We start from the raw sequence: 24,004 nt of genomic DNA, 5'->3' as shown, positions 1-24,004 counted from the left end.
GATGGACGCATTGCCCCTGGTCGCACTGGTCGCGGCCAGCGCGGCGGTCGCCGGCGCCGCGCGGCGGACACCCGTGCCCGCGCCGCTGCTGCTGGTCGCCGTAGGACTGCTGGCCGCCTACCTGCCGGGCGTACCGGCCTACACGCTCGACGCGCACATCGTGCTGCCGCTGCTGCTGCCGCCCCTGCTGTACACCGCCGCCGTGGACAGCTCCTACCTGGACCTGCGGGCCAACGCCCGGCCCGTCGCTCTGCTGTCGGTCGGCTACGTCCTGTTCGCGACGCTCGCCGTCGGCTGGCTCGCCTATCTCCTGGTACCGGACCTGCCGTTGCCCGCAGCGCTGGTGCTCGGCGCGGTCGTCGCCCCGCCCGACGCCGTGACCGCCGCCGCCATCGCCCGCCGGGTCGGCCTGCCCGCCCGGGTCACCACCATCCTCCAGGGGGAGTCCCTGGTGAACGACGCCACCGCGATCACCGCCTACAAGGTGGCCCTGGCCGCCGCCGTGGGCGCGGGGATGAGCTGGGGCGAGGGGATCTTCGAGTTCCTGCTCGCCTCGGTCGGCGGCGTCCTCGTCGGCCTCCTGCTGATGGTCCCGCTGCACTGGCTGCGCACCCACCTCAAGGAGGCGCTGCTCCAGAACACCCTGTCCCTGCTGATCCCGTTCGTCGCGTACGCGGCCGCCGAGCGGGTGCACGCCTCCGGCGTGCTCGCCGTGGTCGTCGTCGCCCTCTACCTCGGACACCGGTCCTGGCAGGTCGACTTCGCCACCCGCCTCCAGGAGGCCGCGGTCTGGAAGATGGTCGCCTTCGTGCTGGAGTCAGCCGTCTTCGCCCTCATCGGGCTCCAGTTGCCGTTCGTGCTGAGGGGACTGGGCGCCTACGCCGTGTGGGACGCGCTCCGCTACGCCGTCGCCGTGTTCGTCGCCGTCGTGGTCGTCCGCTTCCTGTGGGTCTACCCCTCCACCTACGTGCCGCGCTGGATCTCCTCCCGCATCCGCGCCCGCGAACCGGAGACCGACTGGACCGCCCCGCTGATCGTCGGGTGGGCCGGCATGCGCGGCGTCGTCTCGCTCGCCATCGCCTTCTCCATCCCGACGGTCATGAACGACGGCGAGCCCTTCCCCGCCCGCAACCTGGTGCTCTTCCTGACCTTCACCACCGTCATCGGCACCCTGGTCGTCCAGGGCCTCTCACTGCCGCTGCTGGTCCGGGTGCTGAAGCTGCCCCGCCCCGACCCGCAAACCCAGACGCTCGCCGAGGCGCAGGCCCAGAGCGAGGCGTCCACCGCCGCCGAACAGCGGCTGGACGAACTCCTCGCGGACGAGCACAACAGCCTTCCCGCCCCCCTCGCCGACCGGCTCCGCACGGTCCTGGAACGCCGCCGCAACGCCGTGTGGGAACGCCTCGGCGCCGCCAACCCGCTCACCGGCGAGTCCGCCGACGACACCTACCGCCGGCTCTCCCGCGACATGATCGAGGCCGAGCGCGCGGTCTTCGTGCGGCTCCGTGACGACCGCCGCATCGACGACGAGATGCTGCGCACCCTGCTGCGCCGCCTCGACCTCGAAGAGGCCGCGGCCTACCGGGAGTCCGACGCCTCCTGACCGGCGTCCGGCCCGGGCTCCGGGCGCCCGGTGACCACCGCCGTCACCCGGGAGCCCGGGGCGAACGCCCCCTCCCGGGCCAGCTCGGTCAGCGCGTACAGCAGCTTCGCCACGTAGATCCGCTCGACCGGCAGCCCGTGCCGGTCCTCGAAGTCTTCGGCGAACGCGTGGAGTTCCGGTGTCGTCCGGGCGTAACCCCCGAAGGGGAAGCGGTCCTCCACCGACCACTGCCCCTTCGGCCCGCCGAACGCCTCCCGCTGGAGGTCCCGCACGGTGCCGGCCAGGAAACCGCCGCGCAGTACCGCGACGCCGAGCGCCCGCTGCCCGGTGTCCAGGCCGGCCGCGAGGCCCGCCAGGGTCCCGCCGGTCCCGCAGGCCACCGCGGCCACCTCGGTGTGCCCGCGCAACTCCCGCCCGAGCTCCGTGCAGCCCTGTGCGGCCGCCGCGTTGCTGCCGCCCTCCGGGATGACCCGGGCGTCCCCGAAGCGGTCCAGCAGCGCCCCCAGCACCCGCGGATCGTCCTTCGCGCGGTAGGTCGCCCGGTCCACGAAGTGCAGCCGCATCCCGTCGGCCGCGCACCGGGCGAGCGAGGGGTTGAGCGGGCGGTGCGCCAGCTCCTCGCCGCGTACGACCCCGACGGTGGCGAAGCCCAGCAGCCGCCCGGCGGCGGCGGTCGCCCGCAGGTGGTTCGAGTACGCCCCGCCGAAGGTCAGCACCGGGCGACCGTCCGCGGCGGCGAGGTTGGGCGCGAGCTTGCGCCACTTGTTGCCCGGCAGGTCCGGATGGATCAGGTCGTCCCGCTTGAGGAGCAGACGGACGCCGTGCCGCGCGAACCGTTCGTCGCCCGTCTCCACCAGCGGGGACGGCAGGAGGGGGCGGAGGAGGGAGGCGGGGTCCGGGGAGGCGGGGGGTGTCGGGCGCACCCCTCCAGTGTCACCCCAGCCGCGCGGAGGCCGGCGGGGACCCTTCGCCCCGCCGGCCCGGCCGTCGCCGGCGACGCCCGTCCTGCCGCGCGGGCCGGCCCCGGATCAATCCTGGGCGAGCCAGAGGTCCGGGCCGAACACCTCGTAGTGGATGTCCGCCGCGGGGACGCCCTTGGCCAGCAGCTGGGTGCGGACGGCGCGCATGAAGGGCAGCGGGCCGCAGAGGTAGGCGTGGGTGCCGGGCGCGACGGTCAGGCCGCGCAGGTCGACCGGTCCGGTGCGCTCGGCGGGGTGGCCGGCCTCCGGGTGCTCGTACCAGAAGTGGGCCGCGCCGCCCTTGAGTTCGCCGGTCAGCCGCGCGTGGTCGACCCGGAGGGCGTGGTCGTCGGGGGAGCGGTCGCCGTGCACCACGGTCACCGGTGCGGCGTGGGCGGTGGCCACGAGGTGCTCCAGGAAAGACAGCATCGGGGTGCAGCCGATTCCGGCCGAGGCGAGCAGCAGCGGGACTTGCGACTCCCCTCCGACGGACCCGCCGAGCGAGCCGAGGGTCAGGTCGCCGTACGGCAGCGAGACGCGCAGCCGGTCACCGGGGCTGACGTGGGCGTGCAGGTGCGCCGAGACCTCGCCGTCCGGCCCGGCGCCGCCGCGGACCCGCTTGACGGCGATCGACCGCAGCGGGGAGTCCGGAGCGCCCCAGAGGCTGTACTGGCGTATCTGGTGGGCGCCGTCCGGGAGCTCTACCTGGACGGAGACGTACTGGCCGGCGCGGAACGCCGGGGCCGGGGAGCCGTCCGCGGGGCGGAGCCGGAAGGTGGCGACGTCGGCGGTGGCCTCCGCACGGTCCACGACCTCCCACTCCCGCCAGACGTCGCCGGCGGCGACGCCCCGCTCCGCGTAGAGCCGGTCCTCGAGGGAGATGAGGGCGTTGGCCATCAGCCAGTAGACCTCGTCCCAGGCGGCGGCCACCTCCGGGGTGACCGCGTCGCCGAGCACCTCCGCGATGGCGGCGAAGAGGTGGGTGTGAACCACCTCGTACTGCGCGGCCGTCACGCCGAGGGAGGCGTGCTTGTGCGCGATCCGGTTCAGCATCACGTCCGGGCGGGTGTCCGGGTGCTCGACCAGCATCGTCGCGAACGCGGCGACCGAGCCCGCGAGGGCGCGCTGCTGGGTGGCGGCGGCCTGGTTGCCGCGGTTGAAGAAGTCGCGCAGCAGCTCGGGGTGGGCGGCGAAGAGCTTGTGGTAGAAGAGGTCGGCGATGTCTCCGATGGCGGCCCCGACGGCGGGGAGGGTGGCGCGGACGGTGGCGGTCGACGGCTCGGAGAGCATCGGGACTCCTCGGATGTTGAATTGGTATGTGGGATGCGCATTTTTGGCACCGCAGAGGTCCGGTACGGCCCGTGGGGGCCGTACCCGCGGGAGCCCGCTCAGCCGGCGTCCGGGCGGGTGGCGCTGAGGCCGATGAGCAGGGGCCCGGTGGGTGCGGCGACGAGTTCGGCGACGGTGAGCGGATCCAGCTCGGCGAAGAAGGCTTCCTGCGCCCGGCGCAGGGCGCCGCGCAGCCGGCAGGCGGCGAGCAGGGGGCACGGGTTGTCGCCCTCGCACTCCACGACGTCTCCGGTGCCCTCGAGCTCCCGGACGACTCCGCCGATCGACGCCGCGCGGCCCGCCCCGGTGAGGGCGAGTCCGCCGCCGCGTCCCCGGCGCGCCTCGACCAGGCCGAGGTGCTGGAGCCGGGCGACCACTTTGGCGGCGTGGGTGTACGGCACCCGCATGGTCGCCGCCACCTCCCGGGTGGTCGGTGCCTCGCCGTTCCCCGCGACGGCGAGGCGCATCAGTACGCGCAACGCCACGTCGGTGAATCTCGTCAGCCGCACGGCACCACCCTCAATAATTGGTATCTGGCATGCAAATTATGAGTCACGCGGGACACCGCGGGTCCGTCCTGCCCCGTCTGCACCCCGTTCAACCACACTCTTTTGTGTAATGGCGTCGCGACACTCCGTGCTGAAAGGCTTCTTCACGCAGCTCAGCCCATGATCGAGAGGAAGCCGTCAGATGTCCGTTGGTGAAGAGGTTCGCGACACGCAGGGCACGCCGCAGCAGAGTCTCGGCACGGCCGCTGCGAGGAACCTCGCGACGACCACCAAGTCGGCGCCGCAGATGCAGGAGATCACCTCGCGGTGGCTGCTGAAGATGCTGCCGTGGGTGCAGGTCCAGGGCGGTACCTACCGGGTGAACCGTCGGCTCAGTTACTCGGTCGGGGACGGCCGGGTGACCTTCGTGCAGACCGGCGACCGGGTCGCGGTCATCCCCGCCGAACTCGGTGAACTGCCCGCACTGCGCGAGTACGGGGACGAGGAGGCGCTCGCCGAACTCGCCCGCCGCTGCGAACAGCGTGACGTGGCCGCCGGAGAGGTCATCGCCGCCTCGGGGGACGCTGCGGACCGGGTCTTCCTGCTGGCCCACGGCCGGGTGGAGAAGATCGGCACGGGACCCTACGGCGACGAGACGGTGCTCGGAGTCCTCGCGGACGGCTCGTACTTCGGTGACCACTCCCTGGTGGAGGGCGACGCGCAGTGGGAGTTCACCGCCCGGGCGGCCACCGCCTGCACGCTGCTGACGCTGAGCCGCGCCGACGTGTTCAACCTCGCCGAGCGGGTGGACACCCTCCGCGACCACCTCGCCCGGCTGCTCGCCATCCCGCAGCAGCGGACCAACAAGTACGGCGAGGCGGCGATCGACCTCTCCGCCGGCCACGTCGGCGAGGCCGTCGTCCCGCACACCTTCGTGGACTACGACGCGGCGCCCCGCGAGTACGAACTCAGCGTCGCGCAGACCGTCCTGAAGGTGCACAGCCGTGTCGCGGACCTGTACAACCAGCCGATGAACCAGACCGAGCAGCAGTTGCGGCTCACGGTCGAGGCGCTCCGCGAGCGCCAGGAGCACGAGCTCATCAACAACCGGGAGTTCGGCCTCCTCAACAACTGCGACTACGGCCAGCGGCTCCAGCCGCACGCCGGGGTGCCCAGCCCCGACGACATGGACGAACTCCTCTCCCGGCGGCGCGGATCGAAGCTGTTCCTCGCCCACCCCCGCGCCATCGCCGCCTTCGGCCGCGAGTGCAACCGGCGCGGACTGGTGCCGGAGAGCGTCGACGTCGGTGGACAGCACGTACCGGCCTGGCGCGGGGTACCGATCTTCCCGTCCAACAAGATCCCGATCACCGATGCCCGCACCACCTCGATCATCTGCATGAGGACCGGCGAGGCCGAGCAGGGCGTCATCGGCCTCCAGCAGACCGGCATCCCGGACGAGATCGAACCGAGCCTCTCCGTCCGCTTCATGGGCATCGACGAGCAGGCGATCATCTCCTACCTGGTCACGGCCTACTACTCGGCCGCCGTCCTCGTCCCGGACGCCCTCGGCATCCTGGAGAACGTGGAGGTCAGCCGCTGGCACTGACGGCCCCGGGCCGTCCCCGGGCGGCGGGCCCCGGACTTCCCGTCCGGGGCCCGCCGCCCGCGCCCGTACCACCGCACCACCCGCGCCCCTGGGCCCCCGGCGAACCGGACCGGGGGCCCACCCGTGACAGAGGGAGTGACCCGTGACCATGACGAGTACGGACGCCGCGACCGAGGGCCACGAGGCCGCAGCGCTCCTGGAGCGGACCCGGGCCGTCGTCGACCCGCACCTGCGCGCCGCGGTGGAGTCGTTGCCCGCCGGGATGCGCCGGGTGGCGATGTACCACTTCGGCTGGGCCGACGCGGAGGGCAACGTCGACGGTCGTGCCGCCCCCGCCGGGAAGGCCATCCGACCCGCCCTGGTGCTGGCGGCCGCCCGCGCGCTCGGCGGCGACCCGGAACGCGCGGTGCGCGCGGCCGTGGCCGTCGAACTCGTGCACAACTTCACCCTGCTCCACGACGACGTCATCGACGAGGACGCCACCCGTCGGCACCGGCCCACCGCCTGGGCGGTCTTCGGAGTGCCGGACGCCGTCATCGCCGGCGACGCCATGCAGGCGCTCGCCCTGCGCCTGCTCGCCGAGGACGACCACCCCGCCTCGGCCACCGCGGCGGCCCGGCTCTGCGCGTGCGTCATCGAACTCTGCGCCGGCCAGCAGGCCGACTGCGCCCTCGAGGAACGCGGCCCCCGCGAGGTCACGCTCGACGAGTGCCTCACCATGGCCATGGCCAAGACCGGCGCGCTGCTCGGCTGCGCCTGTGCCCTCGGCGCCCTCTACGCGGGTGCCGGTGACCGGTCGGTCGCCGCGATGGACGGCTTCGGCCGCGAGTCGGGCCTCTCCTTCCAGCTCATCGACGACCTGATCGGGATCTGGGGCGACCCCGCGCGGACCGGGAAACCGGTCGGCGCCGACCTCACCGCCCACAAGAAGTCGCTGCCGGTGGTGGCCGCGCTCACCTCGGGCACCCCGGCGGCGGCCGACCTCGCCGCGCTCTACGAACGGCCCCTCACCACCCGGGACGAGGTGCGCCGGGCCGCCGACGCCGTCGAGCGGGCCGGCGGACGCGACTGGGCCCAGGCCGCGGCGGCCGACCGGATGGCCCGGGCGGTCCACCACCTCTCCCGTGCCGTGCCCGATCTCGCGGCGGCGGGAGACCTGCTCTCCCTCGCCGAGTTCGTCACCCGCCGCAGCCACTGAGGCAGGAGGACAGCCCCGCGGCGCATGGAGCCCGCAGCGCACGGAACCCCGCTCCCGGGCGGGCGGGGAGCGGGGTTCCGTGCGTGCCCATGCCCTCGCCGTCTTACAGGCGTACGGGCGTACGGTCACGTGGGCCTACGGGCGGGGTCAGCGCCGGGCGACGCCCTCGGCCCGCGCGGCGGCGGCGACGGCGGCCGTCACCGCCGGGGCCACCCGCTCGTCGAACGGCGACGGGATGACGTAGTCCGCGGACAGCTCGTCACCGACCACGTCGGCCAGCGCGTTCGCCGCGGCGATCTTCATGCCCTCGGTGATCCGGGAGGCACGCACCTGGAGCGCGCCCGCGAAGATGCCGGGGAAGGCGAGCACGTTGTTGATCTGGTTCGGGTAGTCCGAGCGACCGGTGGCCACCACCGCCGCGTACTTGTGCGCGATGTCGGGGTGGACCTCCGGGTTCGGGTTGGCCATGGCGAAGACGAACGCGCCCGGGGCCATCGAGGCGACGGCCGGCTCGGGCACCGTACCGCCGGAGACACCGATGAAGAGGTCGGCGCCGGCCAGTGCGGACTCCAGGGGGCCGGAGAGCCCCGCCTTGTTGGTGAGGCCGGCCAACTCCCGCTTGACGTCCGTCAGGTCCTCGCGGTCCCGGCTGACGATGCCCTTGCGGTCGGCGACGGCGATGTCGCCGATCCCCGCCTCCAGCAGGAACTTCGCGATGGCGACACCGGCAGCGCCCGCCCCCGAGATGACCCCGCGCAGGTCCCCCAGGGTCCGGCCGGAGAGCTTCGCCGCGTTGCGCAGGGCCGCCAGTGTCACCACCGCGGTGCCGTGCTGGTCGTCATGGAAGACCGGGATGTCCAGCCGCTCCTGGAGCCTGCGCTCGATCTCGAAGCAGCGGGGCGCCGAGATGTCCTCCAGGTTGACCCCGCCGAAGGAGGGGGCGAGCCGGACGACGGTCTCCACGATCTCGTCCGTGTCGGTGGTGGCGAGCGCGAGCGGCACCGCGTCCACCCCGCCGAACTGCTTGAAGAGGATGGCCTTGCCCTCCATCACCGGGAGGGACGCCTCGGGGCCGATGTCACCGAGACCGAGCACGGCGGTGCCGTCCGTGACGACCGCCACGACCTGGGACTTCCAGGTGTAGTCGTGGACGAGTTCCGGGTTCTCCGCGATGGCGCTGCACACCTTGGCGACGCCGGGCGTGTACGCGAGGGACAGGTCGTCCTTGTCGCGGATCGGAACGGTGGCCTGCACGGCCATCTTCCCGCCGCGGTGGAGCGCGAAAGCCGCGTCGAAGGGCTCGTCGGCCGTGTCCGGTCCTCCGGCCGGACCGCCGGTGGTGCTGTGATTGAGAGGGTTGACGATCTCCGCTGCCATGCTGTGTGACCCCTTAGGTCTTCATCGTCGAAGGGTTGCCGCTCCTGGTCGAGGAGGGGTGGGTGGGCACCGTGTACGTCCCCGCGCCGGCGGTTGGACCGCCTCGGCGAGGAGGGTTCGCACACGCGGACGCGCCGCACACGCGTCCTGGTCCCCGGATGAGGGGTGTAAAGGTCTTTCTTACCGGACCGGGCCCGCCGTGGACGAGTCTCTTTCGACCGCGTGACGAGGTTCATGGGCGAATGGCGTGAGAAGTCCGCGGCGGAAATCCGTCCGGCGTAATTCCGGTGTACGGCACACGAGTCGTGCGCCGGCTCCGGCCGTCCCGGAGATTCTCCGGTCGCCAGGTGCGATTCCCACAGATGGTCCGGCCCGGCTGTACCGGCCTGGGGGGATTCGGGGGTCACCCGTTACCCGATTTTGACATGGCTGGACCCCTGAATGGGCCATTCCGGATGGCAGGATGCCCTGACCGCTCAAGATGTCGACACTCGAAGACTCGTGCGCGACTCTCGCTCGTTGACGCTCCCTCACTGCCGGAGGACTCCGACCATGACCGCTCGCACCACCCGCCGTTCGCCCGCCATGTCCCGTCTGGCAGCGGTGGGCTCCCTCGCGGTCGCCGGCGCGCTGATCCTGACCGGCTGCGGCGACCAGACCGACAGCGCCGACGACGCGGCGACGCCGGCCGCCACCACCGCCTCCGCCGGCGCCTCCGCGCCCGCCGATCTCCTCCCCGCCTCCATCCGGTCGAAGGGCGAGATCAAGGTCGGCTCCGACATCGCCTACCCGCCCGTCGAGTTCAAGGGTGAGGACGGCAAGGTCATCGGCATCGACCCCGACCTCGGCAACGCGCTGGGCAAGGTGCTCGGAGTGAAGTTCACCTTCCAGAACGGCACGTTCGACACGCTGCTCACCGGCCTGCGCTCGGGCCGCTACGACCTGGCCATGTCGGCGATGACCGACAACAAGAACCGCCAGGACGGCGTGGACCCCGAGACGAACAAGAAGGTCGGCGAAGGCGTCGACTTCGTCGACTACTTCACCGCCGGCGTCTCCATCTACACCAGGAAGGGCGACGACAAGGGGATCGCCACCTGGGCCGACCTCTGCGGCAAGAAGATGGTCGTCCAGCGCGGCACGGTCTCCCACGACCTCGCCAAGACCGAGAGCGCGAAGTGCGGCAGCAAGGGCAAGATCGCCATCGAGGCGTTCGACAACGACCTGGAGGCCCAGACCCGGCTGCGCGCCGGCGGCGCCGACGCGGGCTCCTCCGACTTCCCGGTGGCCGCCTACGCGGTGAAGACCTCGGGCGGCGGCAAGGACTTCCAGCTCGTCGGCGAGCAGGTCGAGGCCGCCCCGTACGGCATCGCGATAGCCAAGGACAACCCCGAGCTCACCAAGGCGATCCAGGCCGCGCTGGCGGAGATCATCAAGAACGGCGAGTACCAGAAGATCATCACCAAGTGGGGCGTCGACGCCGGCGCGGTGACCGAGGCCAAGCTCAACGGCGGGTCCTGAACGGAAACCGGCGCTGAAAGGCATCACCAGTGACTGACACCAACACCCCCGGGCCGGCGGACACCCCGCCGGCCCCGGCGGCCGGGCCCGAGCCGATCAGGGCCGTCCCGGTACGCCACTACGGCCGTTACCTCGCGGCGGTCGTGATCCTCGGCCTGCTCGCCACGCTCGTCTACGCCTTCTCCCAGGGCAAGATCAACTGGGGCGCGATACCGGACTACTTCTTCAACGACCAGATACTCATCGGCGTCCGCAAGACCGTCGTCATCACGGTCCTCGCGATGATCATGGGCATCGTCCTCGGCGTCGTGCTCGCGGTCATGCGGCTCTCCAAGAACCCGGTGACCTCGTCCGTCGCCTGGGGCTACATCTGGTTCTTCCGGGGCACCCCGGTCTACGTACAGCTCCTGGTCTGGTTCAACCTGGGCCTGGTCTTCCAGTACATCAACCTCGGCCCCGTCTACAAGGACGAGTGGTCGAACTTCATGACCCCGTTCCTCTGCGCGCTCCTCGGCCTCGGACTCAACGAGGCCGCGTACATGGCGGAGATCTGCCGGGCCGGCCTCCAGTCCGTCGACGAGGGCCAGACCGAGGCGGCGCACGCGCTGGGCATGAGCCACGGCATGACCCTGCGCCGGATCGTCGTCCCGCAGGCGATGCGGGTGATCGTGCCGCCCACCGGCAACGAGGTCATCAACATGCTCAAGACCTCCTCGCTCGCGGTCGCCGTCCAGTACGGCGAACTGCTGCGGTCCACCCAGGACGTCACGCAGAACTCCGGTGCCGCGGTGGAGATGCTGTTCCTGGCGGCCATCTGGTACATGGTCCTCACCTCGGTGCTGAGCATCGGCCAGTACTACCTGGAGCGCCACTACGCACGAGGGTCGAGCCGCAGCCTGCCCCCCACCCCGTTCCAGCGGATCAAGGCCAACATGTCGCTCAGCCGGCCCCAGGGAGGCGTCGCATGACCGCCATGGTGAAGGCCGAGGGCGTCCACAAGTCCTTCGGCGCCGCGCACGTCCTCAAGGGGATCGACCTGGAGGTCGCCCCCCGGGAGGTCTTCTGCCTGATCGGCCCCTCCGGCTCCGGCAAGTCGACGTTCCTGCGGTGCATCAACCACCTGGAGCGGATCAACGCCGGACGCCTCTCCGTCGACGGTGAACTCGTCGGCTACCGCGAGCAGGGCGGCAAGCTGTACGAGCTCAAGGACAGCGAAGTCGCCCTGCGGCGCCGGGACATCGGCATGGTCTTCCAGCGCTTCAACCTGTTCCCGCACATGACGGCCATCGAGAACGTCATGGAGGCGCCCATCCAGGTCCGGGGCGAGAGCAAGGCGGTCGCCCGGGAGCGCGCGGAGCGCCTGCTCGACCGGGTCGGCCTCTCCGACAAGGCCGGCAACTACCCCTCGCAGCTCTCCGGAGGACAGCAGCAGCGGGTGGCCATCGCCCGCGCGCTGGCCATGGAGCCGAAGCTGATGCTCTTCGACGAGCCCACCTCGGCGCTCGACCCGGAGCTGGTCGGTGACGTCCTGGACGTCATGCGCGGACTCGCCGAGGACGGCATGACGATGGTGGTCGTCACCCACGAGATGGGCTTCGCCCGCGAGGTCGGCGACACGCTCGTCTTCATGGACGACGGCGTGGTCGTCGAGACCGGCCACCCGAGGGACGTGCTGACCAACCCGCAGCACGAACGCACCAAGGCGTTCCTCTCCAAGGTGCTGTAGTGCTGTAGTGCTGTAGTGCTGCAGGGCCGTAGTGCTGCAGGCATCACGGCGAACCAGGTCGTCCGGAGGGGCAGCGGGGCTTTTTGCGGTCCCGCCGCCCCTCCGGACGTCTCCGGCCCCGACCGGCCGGACGCCGACCGGCCGGTAGGCCGTCGGGGCGGTTACGTGGACGGCGCCGTCGCCGGCCGCAGTATCAGCTCCCGGACCTGGTCGGCCGTCAGCAGGGGGCGGGGGCGGGGGTCCTACGGTCCTTCCGCGCGGAAACCGGTGCTGGAACGCGGCATCAGCACGTCGCCGTCGGTCCGGACCGGTGCGCCGTCGACCTTTGGACCCCGGCCCCTACTTGACGGCGAGCACCAGCGCGTCCGAGGGCGAGGCCCACACCGCTCGCGCCTCGCCGAAGCCGGAGGCCCGCAGGGTACGGGCGTGCCACTCGGCCGACGGGGTGTCGCCGTCCGCGTGCTCGCCGTAGATCGCGAACCGCTCGGCGGTCGGCCCGGCGAGGACGGGGTCCTTCGCGGCGAGCTCCCACCACTCGGCCCAGTCGAGCACGCCGGCGGCCTTAGCGCGGTCCATCCCGAGGTGCCGGTGCGCGCGCTCGGCCGCGTTGATGCGGGGAGTCGCGGGATCGGTCATGTGGTCCGCGTTCATGAACACCCCGCCGTCCGCGACGAGTTCGCCGATCTGCCCGTAGAGCGTGGTGAGCGGCCCGGAGTGCATCCAGTGCAGGGCCGTGGCGGTGAGCACGGCGTCGTACGAGGCGTGGGGGAGCTTCCCGGGCCAGGTGGGATCCAGGAGATCGGCGGTGACGAAGGTGACTCGGTCGTCGCCGTCGAAGGTGCCGCGGGCGATGGCGAGCAGCGCGGGATCGAGGTCCACGCCGGTGCTGGTGGCTTTCGGGAACCTGCGGAGCAGCCGGTCCGTAATACTTCCCGTACCGCAGGCGAGATCGAGCACCCGCGGCTCGGGGCCGACCAGTGCCTCCACCATGTCGAGCATGACCCGGAACCGCTCTTCGCGGTCCGGCATGTACCACTCCTGCTGCCGGTCCCAGCTCTCCTGCCAGGACCGCCAGTCGGTGCCCGACGTCACGTGCTCCGTCATGGAAACCCTCTCTGGTGTAATACTTGCTACGCAGGTGAGACTATTACCACGTTGGTTCGTAGGGAACTGTAGACCCACGCCGTAAGGACGACAAGTGGAACTGGCCTATTACTCGGACTACGCCGTCCGTCTGGTCAACACCGAGGAGCCGGCCCGGAACAAGGACGTGCTCACCTCGGTGGACGCCGTCCGCGACCTCTTCGCCGGCAACTCCCAGGCGGCCCGCCGGGCGACCGACGCCGACGTGACCCGCTTCCGTTCCGTACGGGGCCGGCTGCGGTCGGTCTTCGAGGCGGCCGACGAGGACGATGAGACCCTCGCCGTGGACCTGCTCAACTCCCTGCTGCTGGAGTTCCCCGTCAGCCCGCAGATCTCCGGCCACGACACCCGGGACGAGACCGGTAAGCCGGACTGGCACATGCACCTGGCGGACCACCCGTCCAACGCCACCGCCGGGTACGCCGCCATCGCCGCCATGGGGCTCGCCTTCCACCTCACCACGCACGGGGTGGACCGGCTGGGGCTGTGCGAGGCACCGCCGTGCCGCAACGCCTACCTGGACACCTCCACCAACCGGTCGCGGCGGTACTGCTCCGACCGCTGCGCGACCCGCGCCAACGTCGCCGCCTACCGGGCGCGCAAGCGCCTGGAGGCCGACCGCACCGCCGACACCGGCCGCAGCGCCGATGTCGCCCAGCCCAGCACCCCCAGCGCCGAACGCTGATCCTTCCTCAGCGGCCGGAACCGCAGCTGCGCCCGGGCCAGCACGAGGTCCTCCGGGACCGCGCCGTACACCGTGCTGTCGCCGCCGGCGAAGGTGTTGTCTGCCAGCACCCACCAGCCGCCGGGGCGACGCTCGGTGGCGCGCTTCACCAGCAGCAGGTCCTGCTGGAACGGATGGCGCAGGATGACCACGTCCCCCGGACGCACCGGCGCCCCGTACCGCACCAGCAGCCGGTCGCCGTGGTAGAGCGTCGGCACCATCGACGGCCCCGTCACCTCCACCACCTGGAACCGCCCCCCGGCCGGCCGCCCGTCCCCGGGCTCCCGCGCCGCTTCCGTCATCTCCGCCACCTCCCCGGTACGTCCGGACTCCAGTACACCGTCTCGCGTACCTCTCGTACATTCGGCCCCCGAAGGCCCGCCCCCGCCCCGGACTTTTGACCTAAGCCCCTGGGGGCACTCGGCGAATCGGGTGCTCCACGGAGTAATGTCCCACCTGAGAAGACGATCACGAGGAAGGACAGCTCCATGCTCTCCCGCCTGTTTGCCCCCAAGGTGAAGGTCAGCGCCCACTGCGACCTGCCCTGCGGTGTGTACGACCCGGCCCAGGCCCGCATCGAGGCGGAGTCCGTCAAGGCCGTCCAGGAGAAGTACCAGGCCAACGAGGACGCGGACTTCCGCACCCGCTCGGTCCTGATCAAGGAACAGCGTGCTGAGCTCGCGAAGCACCACGTCTCCGTGCTCTGGAGCGACTACTTCAAGGCCCCGCACTTCGAGAAGTACCCCCAGCTCCACCAGCTGGTCAACGACACCCTGAAGGCGCTCTCCGCCGCCAAGGCGTCGAACGACCCGGCGACGGGCCAGAAGGCCCTGGACCTGATCGGTGAGATCGACAAGATCTTCTGGGAGACCAAGAAGGCCTGATCTCTGGTTAGGCCTTCTGACCTGCGGTTTCGCTAGTCAGACTTCCTACCGGTCCGCACCCGGTCCGCAGGCCGCCGAGCACGGCGTCCATGGCGGACCGGGTGCGGTCTTCTTTTCCAGGCCACAGTGTGCGCGTAGATCCGCAGCGTGATGACGGCGGACACACGGCCGAGGACCAGCCGACCCTGCTTGACGCTCGCCCCGCCCCCGATGAGCGCGGAGGCGGAGAAGTGCCGCAGGTCATGGGTGACCCGGTGCGGCGGTTCCGCGGGTTTGCAGCCCTCAGCCTCGGCGCCCTGTTCTTCGCCGCTTGCAGCGTGCGACGAGAGAAACTCCATTCGTCTAACCATCGGGTAGTTGCATGGTTCGCCCTCCTCCCGTGAAGAGCCAGTCAGAGGTTCGCTGGATTCCCCGGGGCGTGGCCCCGGCCATCGCGCGGAGCAACACTCTGAAGCCCTCGCTGTTCGGGACTGCGGTGGATTCGTCGTCAGACGGTGCGAACCGCGGACAACTGCGAGACCCACGCCGTGAGCTCGGTCAGGTGCCAGGGCTGCAGCCCTGAGTACGGGTCGGGCTGCACGAGGAGAGTCGGCGCTCCCCCGGCATTGCGCTTCGCCGCCCAGCTGTGGTCGAAGCTGGTGAAGTCGTCGTCGATCCAGACGGCGGGAGTGTCTTCCAACCATGGGTCGACGTGGTCGCGCTTCCAGAGGTAGCCGTCGGGGTGGCTCGTGGTGATCTGAGGTCGAGGAAGGTCGAGGTAGGGGAAGTCGGGCAGTCCAAGGAGAGGGCCGATGATCGTGGTGGCGTCCTCGCGCCAGCTCGTGCACCACACGGGGGTGACGAGTCCACTGGTCAGGAGATCGGCGAGAAGGCCGCCGTGACTCGGGTCGAGCCAGATGGGCACGGGGTCATCGGGGTGCCGACCGGCGGGCAGGACGGTGTGACGGAGGTGGGTGGGCGGGGTGCTCCCGTCGGCGGCCGGGAAGGGGATGAGGACGCCGTCGATGTCCAGGAGCAGGTAGGGCAGGGGCATCGGTGCCTCCGTCGGTCAGCGTTTGCGGGCGGTGATCAGGAGAGTGGTAGGCCACGGGTCGCGGCGCGGGTGCCGCAGCTCCGCCGCCGAGGTGACGCGCAGGCCGGTCCGGGAGAGATGAGCGCCCCAGCGACGGGCGTCGAACTCCCATCGGGCGAGGGGCAGTCGGGTGCGGTCGGGCATGGTGACGTAGTCCTCGCGCGGGCGGTCGTCCGTGGATGGATGTCTTCCGGCCCGTCCCGGGTGAGGGACGGAGAAGGCCAGCACACCGCCTGGTTCCAGACGCCGGGAAATGGCGGCGAGGAGGAGATCGGGGGCGACGAGGCCGACGGCCCCGAAGACGGAGTAGATCGCGTCGAAGATCCGACCGGTGGCCTGCAGGTGGTGCAGTGCGTGGCCGGCGGCGAAGGTGGCGCCGTCGATGTGGCCGTAGTGGGAGCGGGCCCGACGTACCTGGAGGCCGATCAGGTCCACGCCGGTGACGCGGGCTTGGTGGTGCTTCGCGAGGTGGGCAACGTTGTGGCCGGGGCCGCAGCCCAGCTCCAGGAGGCGCTTGCCGCAGAGGTCCCGTCCCAGGATCTCGGCGCCGGGACCGATGCCGGCGTGGGTGCTCCATTCCATCCGGGCCGGTGCGGTCAGGGCGTGCGCGGGGGCGGCGGCTGTGCGCTGGGCTGCGTGGGCGTACCAGGGGGAGATCTGGGTGAGCACCTAGACCTCCAGGAGTTGGACCACGTCGTCCAGGTGGCGTCGGACGACGGGGATGTATGCGGGGTCCTTGGCCGGGTCGTTGATCCAGTGGATGGCCTGTTCCATGAACCACTCCACGGCCCACATGCGGTGCCAGCCCAGTGCCCATGCCTCGGCGGTCAGGCCGCCCCGGGCGGCGAGGGCGTCCTCATGACCGCCTGCGGTGACGTACTGCTCCAGGAACACCCGCATGCGGAAGGGGCTCGGTACGTCGGTGGTGCCGTGGTAGGAGGCGAGGTCGATCAGGCCAGGTCCGGTGAAGGCGCGGGCGAAGTCGAGAAGGTGCCACCCGCTCTCCCCGATGTGGACGCTCGTGGGGTGGAACTCGGAGTGGACCCAGCCGAACGGGTCGAGCGTCGCCCCCTGGACACGGGTCTCGGCCGCTGCGGAGATCTTCCCCAGCGCGGTCTCGATGTCGTCGCAGTCCGTCCATCGGTCGGCTTTCCGTAGCTGCCCGAGGTGATCGAGGGCTCGGCCGGGCAGAGCTGCGAGGCCCGCTCCGTCGAGGAGTGGCAGACCGCCCGCTGGGCGTGCGGCGTGGAGCATGACGGCGGCGGCGACACCGTCGAGGTCGTCCGCGTTCCTTACGGGGGTGCCGAGGTCGTCCATGAGCATCCCGAGCCACTTGTCCCGCAGGGCGGTTGCGTGGAGCGCGGGGACCGGGAGCCGTCGCTGGTGGGCCAGCTGCAGGGCCTGCGCCTCGCGGTCGAAGGGTTCCTTGGCGTACTTGAAGACGGCCGTGGTGTCGTCGGGGAAGGTGACGCGTTCGACGCCGGACATGCCCCAGACGCGAATCTCGGCACGGTGGGGTAGGGGCTTGCCGACGAGGGTGCACAGGTCGTTCAGCAGGGTGGCGGACAGGCTCTGGTCCATGGGGGTCTCCAGGGGGCTGGTGGGCTCCGGGGCGGGCGCGCGAGCTGGCCCGCCCCGGAGCCGTACGGGGGTGGGGTTACTCGGCTGCGGTCACGCGGTGGGCGTAGACCTGCTCGATCCAGCCCGCTTTGAACTCGGCCAGGTCGTCACGGAAGTTGGCCATCGAGGCACCGTAGGGCGCGACGACGCCGCCGGACTGGTCCGGGACGGACTGGCAGCCGTGCACGAGTCGGCCGCCGAGCGCGGCGTGGGCCTTGATGGACTCGATCCGGCGGTGCTCGTTGAACCAGCCGCCGTGGTAGACCTCGTCCAGCATTCCGCCCGTCGCGTCGTCCAGGTCGAAGACGACGGAGGTGGCGGCGGGGAAGAACCAGCACGGGCCGACATTGGAGATGTGGCCGTCCAGCTCCACCTTGTTGAGCGCCATGAGCGTGGCCGTCTCGCGGAGCATCCGCAGGTGGTCGGCGGTGATCTGCGGCAGGCCGAGGCCGGCCAGGTGCTCCTCGCGGAAGAGGTACGAGTACACGCCGTACGCCGTCGCCAGCACGCGGGCCGCGTCCGAGGTGGACTCACCGTGGTTCTTGATGAAGTCGAGCGCGAGCTGCTCGACCGCGCTCCCGGTCGTCTCATCCACGTCGAGGAGCTGAGCCTTCACCAACTCCCAGTCGGCGACGAGCCAGGTACTGGACTCGAAGCGGAAGAAGTACTCGGCCGGGTCGATGGCGATGCGCCGGCCGTCCACCTGGATGCCGGGCAGGCGGTTCCAGCGCGGGTCGAAGGCGTCGGGCAGCTCGACCGTGATGGTCGCGGTGTCAATGGTGGTCACCGTGTCTCCGTCTCTGATCGTCCGGACCGGGGCACAGGAATGCCCGAGCCCGTTGGGGCGTACGGAACTTGGGGGCCGCCCGGCCCGAGAGTGGGGCGGCTGTCGATAAGTGAACCGCCCACTACGCAGAGTGGGTACGGTGTGACCGAGGCCAAGCGGTATACACGGTTTACGGACCCGGAGCGGAGGCGATCGTGCCGGCACCGACCAGCGCCAACTCCCGCCTGCGCGACACGATCAACGCCACCGGGTGCACGTACGAGACACTCGCCAAGGACGTACGCCGCATCGCCGCCGAGAACGGCGAACTGCTCCAGACCAACAAGTCGGCCATCTCCCACTGGGTGGGCGGTGCCCGCACACCATCCGGTCGAGCAGGGCAGTACCTTGCCGAAGCTCTCTCTCGACGGCTGGGCCGCGTCGTCACTAGAACCGAGCTCGGCCTCCACTCACCCGACACGGAGTCGCCACCGGACAGCGACCCCGTCACCGCGGTCACCGACCTCGGCCGCGCGGACGTCGAGCGCCGTCGCTTCCTCGCCATCGCCGCGTTCACAACGGCCGGCGTGGCCATGCCGCTCTTGCACGACCACGAAGCCACCTCGCGGATGCTCCGCGCCCGCACCGCCCGCTCCCTCGTCGGCAGCGACGACATCGACGTCGTTCGACAGATCACGGCAGCCTTCAGCGCCGCCGACGAACGCCTCGGCGGCGGCCATGGCCTGACCACCGTCACCGCGTACCTCGCCGACACAGCCGCCCCCATGCTGCGCGGCCGCTTCCCCAGCGAAGCCTTACGCCAGGCTGCCTTCGGTGCCGTCGCCGAACTCGCCTATCTCGCAGGGTGGAAGCACCACGACCTCGGCCACGAAGGCGCTGCCCAGCGCTACTACCAGGTCGGCTACCAGCTCGCCTGCGAAGCCGACCCCCACGGCCATGCCGCCTGGATGATGCGTGCCCTCGCTCACCAGTCCCTCAGCCTCAAGCAACCCCACCACTGCGTGGACCTCGTCAAAGGAGCCCTCACCCGCGGCCTCGGCCACGTGGACGGCCAGACCGAAGCGCTCCTCCACATCACGCACGCCCGCGCCTACGCAGCCGTCGGCGAGAACCCATTGGCCGCCCGCGCTCTCCTCGCCGCCGAAGACGCACTCCTGCGCGAGGACGGTCCCCAGCCCAGCTTCTCCCGCGTCAGCGGCCCCGCCGCCGGCACAGTCGCCAGCCACACCGCACGCACGCTGACCGACCTCGCCGACCACATCGGCACGGAACAACAGCACCGCGACGCGCTCACCCGCTGGGACCCAGAGAAGTACAAGCGCGTCCACGCCCTCACCCACGCCGACCTCGGCGACAGCCTCGCTGCCCAGGCCCGAGCCGACGAAGCGGTCGCGGCCTGGACACAGGCCCTGGCCCTCATGGAGGGCATGACCTCCGACCGCACCCGCAAGGCGATCACCTCGATCCGCTCCACGCTCGCGATCTACCAGCGCCGCCGCGTACCCGGCGCCGCCGATCTCGCCCGCCGCGCCCGCGAGGCCCTCGCCTAACATGCCCAACAACCGCCCCGACGAAGGGAACTCCGTGGCCCAGCAGACTGACAACCGCCCCCCGGCCCTCAAGCCGGCACTCGACTCGATGACCCTGCTGGTCGCGGCCGTCATCGTCCACGACAAGGCCACTAACCGAGTCGTCCTCCTCCAGCGCAGCGAAAATGCCAAGTTCGCCCAGGGCTTGTGGGACCTCCCCGTCGGCAAGAACGAGCCCGGCGAACCCATCACGGAGACCGCAGTCCGCGAGCTCTACGAGGAGACCGGCCTCACGGTCAAGCCCGAGTCCCTCAAGGTCGCCCACATCATCCACGGCGCCTGGGGCGTCGAATCCCCCAACGGCTTCCTCACCGTCGTCTTCGCCGCCGAGGAATGGACCGGCGAACCCGAAAACCGCGAACCCCGCAAGCACTCCCAGGTCCGCTGGGTCGACACTGATGCCATTCCCGAAGCGTTCGTGGACACAACTGCCAGCGCGCTGCATTGCTACCTCGCCGGCAACCCTCAGGTATCCCTGGATGGCTGGAGCTAATGAGCAACTAAGTGGCCTCGACGCCTACCACATCAAACATGGACACCAACTGCTCTACCCCAGCCCCGACCAGGACGGATACACACTGACCGCCTGGCCCCACGACCTTCACTTCAAAAGAGCCGCACCCCCGAAGAAGCACATCGACGGCATCTTTGTCAGGTACGCCGCATGACCCTAATTGTCTCGGTGAGTAATCACGATACGTGCAGCTGCGGACTTGTCTGCTGCACCAGCATGACTGAACAAGTCCATGAGCTCTGTCCCTGCCTCAGGATGACCCATTTGTCTCACTAGTTCGCCGTAGTAGCGAGCCAGAGCGGCCATCAGGGGGCCATCGCCGCTTTCGACCTCTGTAGCACCGTCGCGCAGACCGGTAAGAATAAAGGGCATTGATGAGGCGGAGACCCACGGCTGAGTCAGGGCTTGGATGCATAGTTTCTGTAGGTTGGCAGCCCTGTGGGAGGGCAGAGTTGCTCGCCAGAGACCCACGTACGCGGCTGTCAACCAGGAAGCAGTATGGTCCGGCTCAGAATCGATGATCTGTGCAATCGCATTGAGAACCAGCCGCACCACAGCCTGTGCATCGGTCCAGGCCGTCGGCCGTGCGATCGCTGCGGCTACGGCTCGTGCCTGCCAACTGTCGGATTGCGCTGCGAACCCATACAACTCGCTGGAGAAGGGTATATCCATGTAGAAATGTCGGAGGAGTTCGGCCCTCAGAACCATCGCCTCCTGCGGTGCCAAGGTCCGCTCACGCAGACACGCGTCGATCAAGGCAAGCGTGCCGAATGCGGGTACGCCCACCGACCGGGCAACTACGCGCAGAGCTCGGTCATCGCACCACAACACCATGTTGTGCTCCTTGGCGTGGTCCAAGGCCGTGAGCCATGCCTGCGGGGCGCGGTCCCCAGACAATCCCGGCAATGCCCGTAGCTCCGGCCGGGCCACCCGCGGTAGAAGTCGTACGAGTTCAACGGCACGCTTGAGTGTCCCTCGCAGGGCACTCATCTGTTCCTCTGAAGCAACGTGAAGAGCTGCCCGTGCCTCGCTCTCGTTCCAGACCACCGTGGCATCGGACCGCAGAGCGAGGGACTCGAGGGCATGGAAGGCGTCGCCAACAACCTGATCAGTCGTCATGATGCTCTGACAGGAGCCGAGGAGCCGTTCGGTGGCTTCCTGCTCCAACAGGGCGAGAGATACAGCTGCACTCGTATCCAGGACTACCCGCCGAGTCATGGCAGCTTGGACGGCGGCTGCTTCCCAAACGTCCGAGTTTGGGTCCGATGCAAAAAGGCCGGGAGGTCCCTCGGTGAGCCGCACACACACCTCGGCGTATGGCCGGCCGTTCAGCAGGGTCAGCATTCCCACAGGGAACTGGCCTTGCCCAATCCGCTCTCCAATCTCGCGACGGTCCTCATCCTCGTGCTCGCGGCGCAGGCTCCGGCCAAGTTCTTCGAGTACCGCGCGTGGTTCGCTGGCGTCGAGGGCGCGGAAATACACACTATCGGGGAAGCGCTCCAAGTAGTCCGAGCTCGCTTCACGCAGCATTTCAGCTGCCTCTTCAGGCATAGGTTGCGTCGTGGCTGATCGCAAGAGAAGAGCTGCAAGGAAGCGTCCCAGCAACTCTTCATCCTGCGGCCATTTCTGCATCAGTTCTAGTGCACGCCCGACAAACTGTGGATCAGTAGACAGGCGCGCGCCGAGCTGGACCCACAGGATCGCTTCGTCGCGACGTCGTGGTGTCGCTGCTTCGCCGAGTTCGGTCAGGGTCTGCCACGCTTCGTCAGGCTGCGCCCGCGTGACGTAGCACTTCACCAAGGCCCAACGTGCGTCAAGGCTATGCGGGTCCAACCTTAGGAGTGTGATGGCCGCTTCCGTGGCCTGCTCCCAATTCCCTGCGGCGGATTCTGTCTCAACGAGCAGCTCGTACATGGCACCCTGCGCTGCCCAGCCTGGCCCAGCAATTCGCAGCGCGCTCTCAGCGCACTCCTTGGACTTTAGGTAGTTCCTGGCACGTTGGTAGCCGCGAGCTGCCATATTCATCAGCTGCGCATCGCGCCAGTGTGTCGCGGCCTCCTGCAGCGTGGCCGCAGACATTTCGAGATTGCCGAGTTGCTGATAGCGCTGCGACAGTTTCACAGCAATAATCGGATGTTGGTTCGCATTGGCACGCAAAATCGACAGATCGCCGTCTACTGTGCCGCTGACGGCGTGGGCAAATTTCTTGAGATCAGCCACCGCCTCGGGATAGTCGTCATTCAGGTGCGCGAGCTCCGGCAGGTCTTGTCCGGACTCCACCAGCCCCATGGCCGCCATGAGCTGGTCGGGCCCCGACTCCGCTGCATCCCAGGCACGCCGCCAAGCCTCCGCTACCCGCTCGTCCTCGCTGCTGCCAGCGCGGCGTTCCTCGAGTACAGCCAGCACCTGTGCTCGCGGGAACGGGCTCGTCACTACGCTCAAGAGTTCGCGCGCACGGTGTTCGCGACCCGTTAGTGCCGCAATCAGGGCGCTCTCCTCCAATACGCGAGGATCCTCAGCTTCTTGCTCGCTAGCTTCTCCTTCGGGAGCCGGCTGACAGAGAGCCCACGCGGTTGCCAGGTCCTGAGTAGACAGGGCGGCCCGCATTGCAAGGACGACCGCCGCAGCGCTGTCACCAAACCATTCTCGACGTGCGTTACGAACTCGGAGTGCAACAGCCAGGGCTTCCTGGACGTCAGCGAGCCTGTGGCGAGTAGCGCGGCGCCTGGCTCGCAGGAGCAAAGCCTGTGCCAGTTCCATTCCAAGTTGGCTGACGCGTGCTACATCCGCTTCACGCAGAGCAGGCAGGGCCTGGTCGACCAAGTCCAGCGCCATAAGCATGCGCGTCCTTAGGAGACATTTCAGAGCCTGTCCGCTGCTATCAAGAGCAGTCCACCGGTCCAGGTGAGCAAGGGCTGCGGCCCAGTCTTTAGCGAGAGCGGATCGCACGGAATGGATTAGCGGTGAGTCGAGATCTACATGGGCGGCTAGGTACGAACATGCACTGCCCTTGGTCAGCGTCTCTTTCTGCAGGGCAGCCTTGACGACCAAAAGTTCACGAGGAAATCCCCCCTCGCGTACGGCCCGGTCATAAAACGAGAATGATGCGCTCTCGGCATCGTAGACTGCCGCCAGGCCACCAAGCCACGTAAGCGCGCGAGTGGGGGCCTTGTCGAGCCACGGCGGCTCACACTTTTCCCATTGTTCAAACACGCCCCTCCGTGCAGATCTACCAGAGGGAAAATTGATAATGACGGCTTCCACGTCAGGCCAGTGATCACGCAATTGGCGAGCTTCTTCTTGGAGCGTCGGTGGCAAAGTGCCTAGCGCGTTCTCGAAAGCGTCCCGGGTCGCCTTTATCAAGGCGTCCCCATCGGTTACATACTGCTTTTCGATGTATGTGACGTTGTTGTTGTCACCCACCGCAGAAGCGATGATAGATCCGCCAGCCACGACTGCGCCCGGGCCGGCCTGAACCGTCCGTGCGACCTCGACGGGTACTTCTTCACTTCCCAGAAAAGCAGTTCGGCCCTTACGCCGGAACCCGGGGAATGGCGTCATCGTTGGCTACCATCCCCGAGGGCGCTGTCCGTGATATCACCACCAGCTGCGATCCCATCTCGACCAGCCCGAACGTCATCCGCGTTCCGCCTCGCTGCAGCACGACTAGGCGACGAGTGGGGGCCGCTCACGTTGGAGTTGTTTCCAATTGCGGAGGCAGTGATATTGCCGCCAGCCACTACCGATCCGCGGCCGCCACGCACTCGCCGCCCGCCCGCAAGCCCGCCTCCTGCACTTCGGAAGAAAGCAACCACAGAAACCAGCAAGCTGAGCATCGAGACGACCGCACCCCACACCCCC

General features: G+C 69.5%; 22 protein-coding genes. 11 read left to right on the top strand and 11 right to left on the bottom strand.

Annotation, left to right across the window (positions count from 1 at the left end):
- The first annotated feature begins 1 nt into the window (after position 1).
- Positions 2–1,603, top strand: coding sequence for a Na+/H+ antiporter (locus PZB77_RS09530; protein WP_275492139.1), 1,602 nt, complete (start codon positions 2–4; stop codon positions 1,601–1,603).
- Here PZB77_RS09530 and PZB77_RS09525 read toward each other — a convergent pair.
- From PZB77_RS09525 to PZB77_RS09515, 3 genes are all read right to left on the bottom strand, one after another.
- Complete coding sequence (locus PZB77_RS09525; RefSeq protein ID WP_275492138.1) at positions 1,579–2,526, bottom strand: pyridoxal-phosphate dependent enzyme; 948 nt, start codon at positions 2,524–2,526, stop codon at positions 1,579–1,581. The genes PZB77_RS09530 and PZB77_RS09525 overlap by 25 nt on opposite strands.
- A gap of 105 nt (positions 2,527–2,631) precedes the next feature.
- Entirely contained in the window at positions 2,632–3,852 is a 1,221-nt protein-coding gene (locus PZB77_RS09520) for a globin domain-containing protein (protein ID WP_275492137.1), read from the bottom strand.
- A 98-nt stretch (positions 3,853–3,950) separates the two neighbouring features.
- On the bottom strand, positions 3,951–4,400 hold the full coding sequence (locus PZB77_RS09515; RefSeq protein WP_275492136.1) for an Rrf2 family transcriptional regulator: 450 nt from the start codon (positions 4,398–4,400) through the stop codon (positions 3,951–3,953).
- 181 nt (positions 4,401–4,581) lie between these two features.
- Here PZB77_RS09515 and PZB77_RS09510 point away from each other — a divergent pair, with 181 nt between their 5' ends.
- Positions 4,582–5,988, top strand: coding sequence for a family 2B encapsulin nanocompartment shell protein (locus tag PZB77_RS09510; protein ID WP_275492135.1), 1,407 nt, complete (start codon positions 4,582–4,584; stop codon positions 5,986–5,988).
- Between the two features lie 148 nt (positions 5,989–6,136).
- Positions 6,137–7,186, top strand: a complete 1,050-nt coding sequence (locus PZB77_RS09505) for a family 2 encapsulin nanocompartment cargo protein polyprenyl transferase (protein ID WP_275495980.1) — start codon at positions 6,137–6,139, stop codon at positions 7,184–7,186.
- A 147-nt stretch (positions 7,187–7,333) separates the two neighbouring features.
- Here the strand turns inward: PZB77_RS09505 and PZB77_RS09500 are convergent, their stop codons facing one another.
- The gene (locus PZB77_RS09500) at positions 7,334–8,563 is read right to left on the bottom strand and encodes an NADP-dependent malic enzyme (protein WP_275492134.1); all 1,230 of its coding nucleotides are present in this window, start codon (positions 8,561–8,563) and stop codon (positions 7,334–7,336) included.
- Positions 8,564–9,115: 552 nt separating this feature from the next.
- On the opposite strand from PZB77_RS09500, the gene PZB77_RS09495 reads away from it, so the two are divergent.
- The 3 genes from PZB77_RS09495 to PZB77_RS09485 are packed head-to-tail and all read left to right on the top strand — an operon-like array spanning position 9,116 to position 11,810.
- Entirely contained in the window at positions 9,116–10,084 is a 969-nt protein-coding gene (locus tag PZB77_RS09495) for an ABC transporter substrate-binding protein (RefSeq protein WP_275492133.1), read from the top strand.
- Between the two features lie 29 nt (positions 10,085–10,113).
- A complete protein-coding gene (locus PZB77_RS09490; protein WP_275492132.1) occupies positions 10,114–11,052 on the top strand; it encodes an amino acid ABC transporter permease in 939 nt (312 codons plus the stop codon).
- Entirely contained in the window at positions 11,049–11,810 is a 762-nt protein-coding gene (locus tag PZB77_RS09485) for an amino acid ABC transporter ATP-binding protein (protein WP_275492131.1), read from the top strand. The genes PZB77_RS09490 and PZB77_RS09485 overlap by 4 nt, the downstream gene beginning before the upstream one ends.
- A gap of 339 nt (positions 11,811–12,149) precedes the next feature.
- Here the strand turns inward: PZB77_RS09485 and PZB77_RS09480 are convergent, their stop codons facing one another.
- Positions 12,150–12,914, bottom strand: a complete 765-nt coding sequence (locus tag PZB77_RS09480) for a class I SAM-dependent methyltransferase (protein WP_275492130.1) — start codon at positions 12,912–12,914, stop codon at positions 12,150–12,152.
- 94 nt (positions 12,915–13,008) lie between these two features.
- On the opposite strand from PZB77_RS09480, the gene PZB77_RS09475 reads away from it, so the two are divergent.
- Positions 13,009–13,638 carry a CGNR zinc finger domain-containing protein gene (locus PZB77_RS09475; protein ID WP_275492129.1) on the top strand — a complete coding sequence of 210 codons (630 nt, stop codon included), beginning with the start codon at positions 13,009–13,011 and terminating at the stop codon, positions 13,636–13,638.
- Here the strand turns inward: PZB77_RS09475 and sodX are convergent.
- Positions 13,542–13,979: a nickel-type superoxide dismutase maturation protease gene (sodX, locus tag PZB77_RS09470; protein ID WP_275492128.1), complete on the bottom strand. Its 438-nt coding sequence runs from the start codon at positions 13,977–13,979 to the stop codon at positions 13,542–13,544. The two genes, PZB77_RS09475 and sodX, sit on opposite strands and share 97 nt — an antisense overlap.
- A 186-nt stretch (positions 13,980–14,165) precedes the next feature.
- Here sodX and sodN point away from each other — a divergent pair, with 186 nt between their 5' ends.
- The gene (sodN, locus tag PZB77_RS09465; protein ID WP_275492127.1) at positions 14,166–14,561 is read left to right on the top strand and encodes a superoxide dismutase, Ni; all 396 of its coding nucleotides are present in this window, start codon (positions 14,166–14,168) and stop codon (positions 14,559–14,561) included.
- A gap of 487 nt (positions 14,562–15,048) precedes the next feature.
- Here sodN and PZB77_RS09460 read toward each other — a convergent pair whose 3' ends face one another.
- From PZB77_RS09460 to PZB77_RS09445, 4 genes are all read right to left on the bottom strand, one after another.
- Positions 15,049–15,594, bottom strand: coding sequence for an HAD domain-containing protein (locus tag PZB77_RS09460; RefSeq protein WP_275492126.1), 546 nt, complete (start codon positions 15,592–15,594; stop codon positions 15,049–15,051).
- Between the two features lie 15 nt (positions 15,595–15,609).
- On the bottom strand, positions 15,610–16,302 hold the full coding sequence (locus PZB77_RS09455) for a class I SAM-dependent methyltransferase (RefSeq protein ID WP_275492125.1): 693 nt from the start codon (positions 16,300–16,302) through the stop codon (positions 15,610–15,612).
- Positions 16,303–17,214 carry a phosphotransferase gene (locus tag PZB77_RS09450; protein ID WP_275492124.1) on the bottom strand — a complete coding sequence of 304 codons (912 nt, stop codon included), beginning with the start codon at positions 17,212–17,214 and terminating at the stop codon, positions 16,303–16,305.
- 76 nt (positions 17,215–17,290) lie between these two features.
- Positions 17,291–18,040 carry a hypothetical protein gene (locus PZB77_RS09445; protein WP_275492123.1) on the bottom strand — a complete coding sequence of 250 codons (750 nt, stop codon included), beginning with the start codon at positions 18,038–18,040 and terminating at the stop codon, positions 17,291–17,293.
- Positions 18,041–18,234: 194 nt separating this feature from the next.
- On the opposite strand from PZB77_RS09445, the gene PZB77_RS09440 reads away from it, so the two are divergent.
- The 3 genes from PZB77_RS09440 to PZB77_RS09430 are packed head-to-tail and all read left to right on the top strand — an operon-like array spanning position 18,235 to position 20,297.
- A complete protein-coding gene (locus PZB77_RS09440; RefSeq protein ID WP_275492122.1) occupies positions 18,235–19,590 on the top strand; it encodes a tetratricopeptide repeat protein in 1,356 nt (451 codons plus the stop codon).
- A gap of 1 nt (position 19,591) precedes the next feature.
- Positions 19,592–20,122, top strand: a complete 531-nt coding sequence (locus PZB77_RS09435) for an NUDIX domain-containing protein (protein ID WP_275492121.1) — start codon at positions 19,592–19,594, stop codon at positions 20,120–20,122.
- Positions 20,109–20,297 (top strand): hypothetical protein, encoded by a 189-nt coding sequence (locus tag PZB77_RS09430; RefSeq protein ID WP_275492120.1) that lies wholly within the window; start codon positions 20,109–20,111, stop codon positions 20,295–20,297. Before PZB77_RS09435 ends, PZB77_RS09430 begins: the two co-directional genes overlap by 14 nt.
- A gap of 2 nt (positions 20,298–20,299) precedes the next feature.
- On the opposite strand, the gene PZB77_RS09425 is transcribed toward PZB77_RS09430, so the two are convergent.
- A complete protein-coding gene (locus tag PZB77_RS09425) occupies positions 20,300–23,566 on the bottom strand; it encodes a tetratricopeptide repeat protein (RefSeq protein ID WP_275492119.1) in 3,267 nt (1,088 codons plus the stop codon).
- Positions 23,567–24,004 lie beyond the last annotated feature (438 nt).

Origin of the sequence: Streptomyces sp. AM 2-1-1 (assembly GCF_029167645.1) — a bacterium.
In the GTDB taxonomy this organism is placed as follows: Bacteria; Actinomycetota; Actinomycetes; order Streptomycetales; family Streptomycetaceae; genus Streptomyces.
This window is presented reverse-complemented; position numbering and strand designations above follow the sequence as displayed.

Bases quoted from the DNA above. Each gene is read 5' to 3' on its own strand.
- PZB77_RS09530 (WP_275492139.1), top strand. From the start codon at position 2: ATGGACGCATTGCCCCTGGTCGCACTGGTCGCGGCCAGCGCGGCGGTC.
- PZB77_RS09520 (WP_275492137.1), bottom strand. From the start codon at position 3,852: ATGCTCTCCGAGCCGTCGACCGCCACCGTCCGCGCCACCCTCCCCGCC.
- PZB77_RS09510 (WP_275492135.1), top strand. From the start codon at position 4,582: ATGTCCGTTGGTGAAGAGGTTCGCGACACGCAGGGCACGCCGCAGCAG.
- PZB77_RS09505 (WP_275495980.1), top strand. From the start codon at position 6,137: ATGACGAGTACGGACGCCGCGACCGAGGGCCACGAGGCCGCAGCGCTC.
- PZB77_RS09500 (WP_275492134.1), bottom strand. From the start codon at position 8,563: ATGGCAGCGGAGATCGTCAACCCTCTCAATCACAGCACCACCGGCGGT.
- PZB77_RS09495 (WP_275492133.1), top strand. From the start codon at position 9,116: ATGACCGCTCGCACCACCCGCCGTTCGCCCGCCATGTCCCGTCTGGCA.
- PZB77_RS09485 (WP_275492131.1), top strand. From the start codon at position 11,049: ATGACCGCCATGGTGAAGGCCGAGGGCGTCCACAAGTCCTTCGGCGCC.
- PZB77_RS09480 (WP_275492130.1), bottom strand. From the start codon at position 12,914: ATGACGGAGCACGTGACGTCGGGCACCGACTGGCGGTCCTGGCAGGAG.
- sodX (WP_275492128.1), bottom strand. From the start codon at position 13,979: ATGACGGAAGCGGCGCGGGAGCCCGGGGACGGGCGGCCGGCCGGGGGG.
- sodN (WP_275492127.1), top strand. From the start codon at position 14,166: ATGCTCTCCCGCCTGTTTGCCCCCAAGGTGAAGGTCAGCGCCCACTGC.
- PZB77_RS09460 (WP_275492126.1), bottom strand. From the start codon at position 15,594: ATGCCCCTGCCCTACCTGCTCCTGGACATCGACGGCGTCCTCATCCCC.
- PZB77_RS09450 (WP_275492124.1), bottom strand. From the start codon at position 17,214: ATGGACCAGAGCCTGTCCGCCACCCTGCTGAACGACCTGTGCACCCTC.
- PZB77_RS09435 (WP_275492121.1), top strand. From the start codon at position 19,592: ATGCCCAACAACCGCCCCGACGAAGGGAACTCCGTGGCCCAGCAGACT.
- PZB77_RS09430 (WP_275492120.1), top strand. From the start codon at position 20,109: ATGGCTGGAGCTAATGAGCAACTAAGTGGCCTCGACGCCTACCACATC.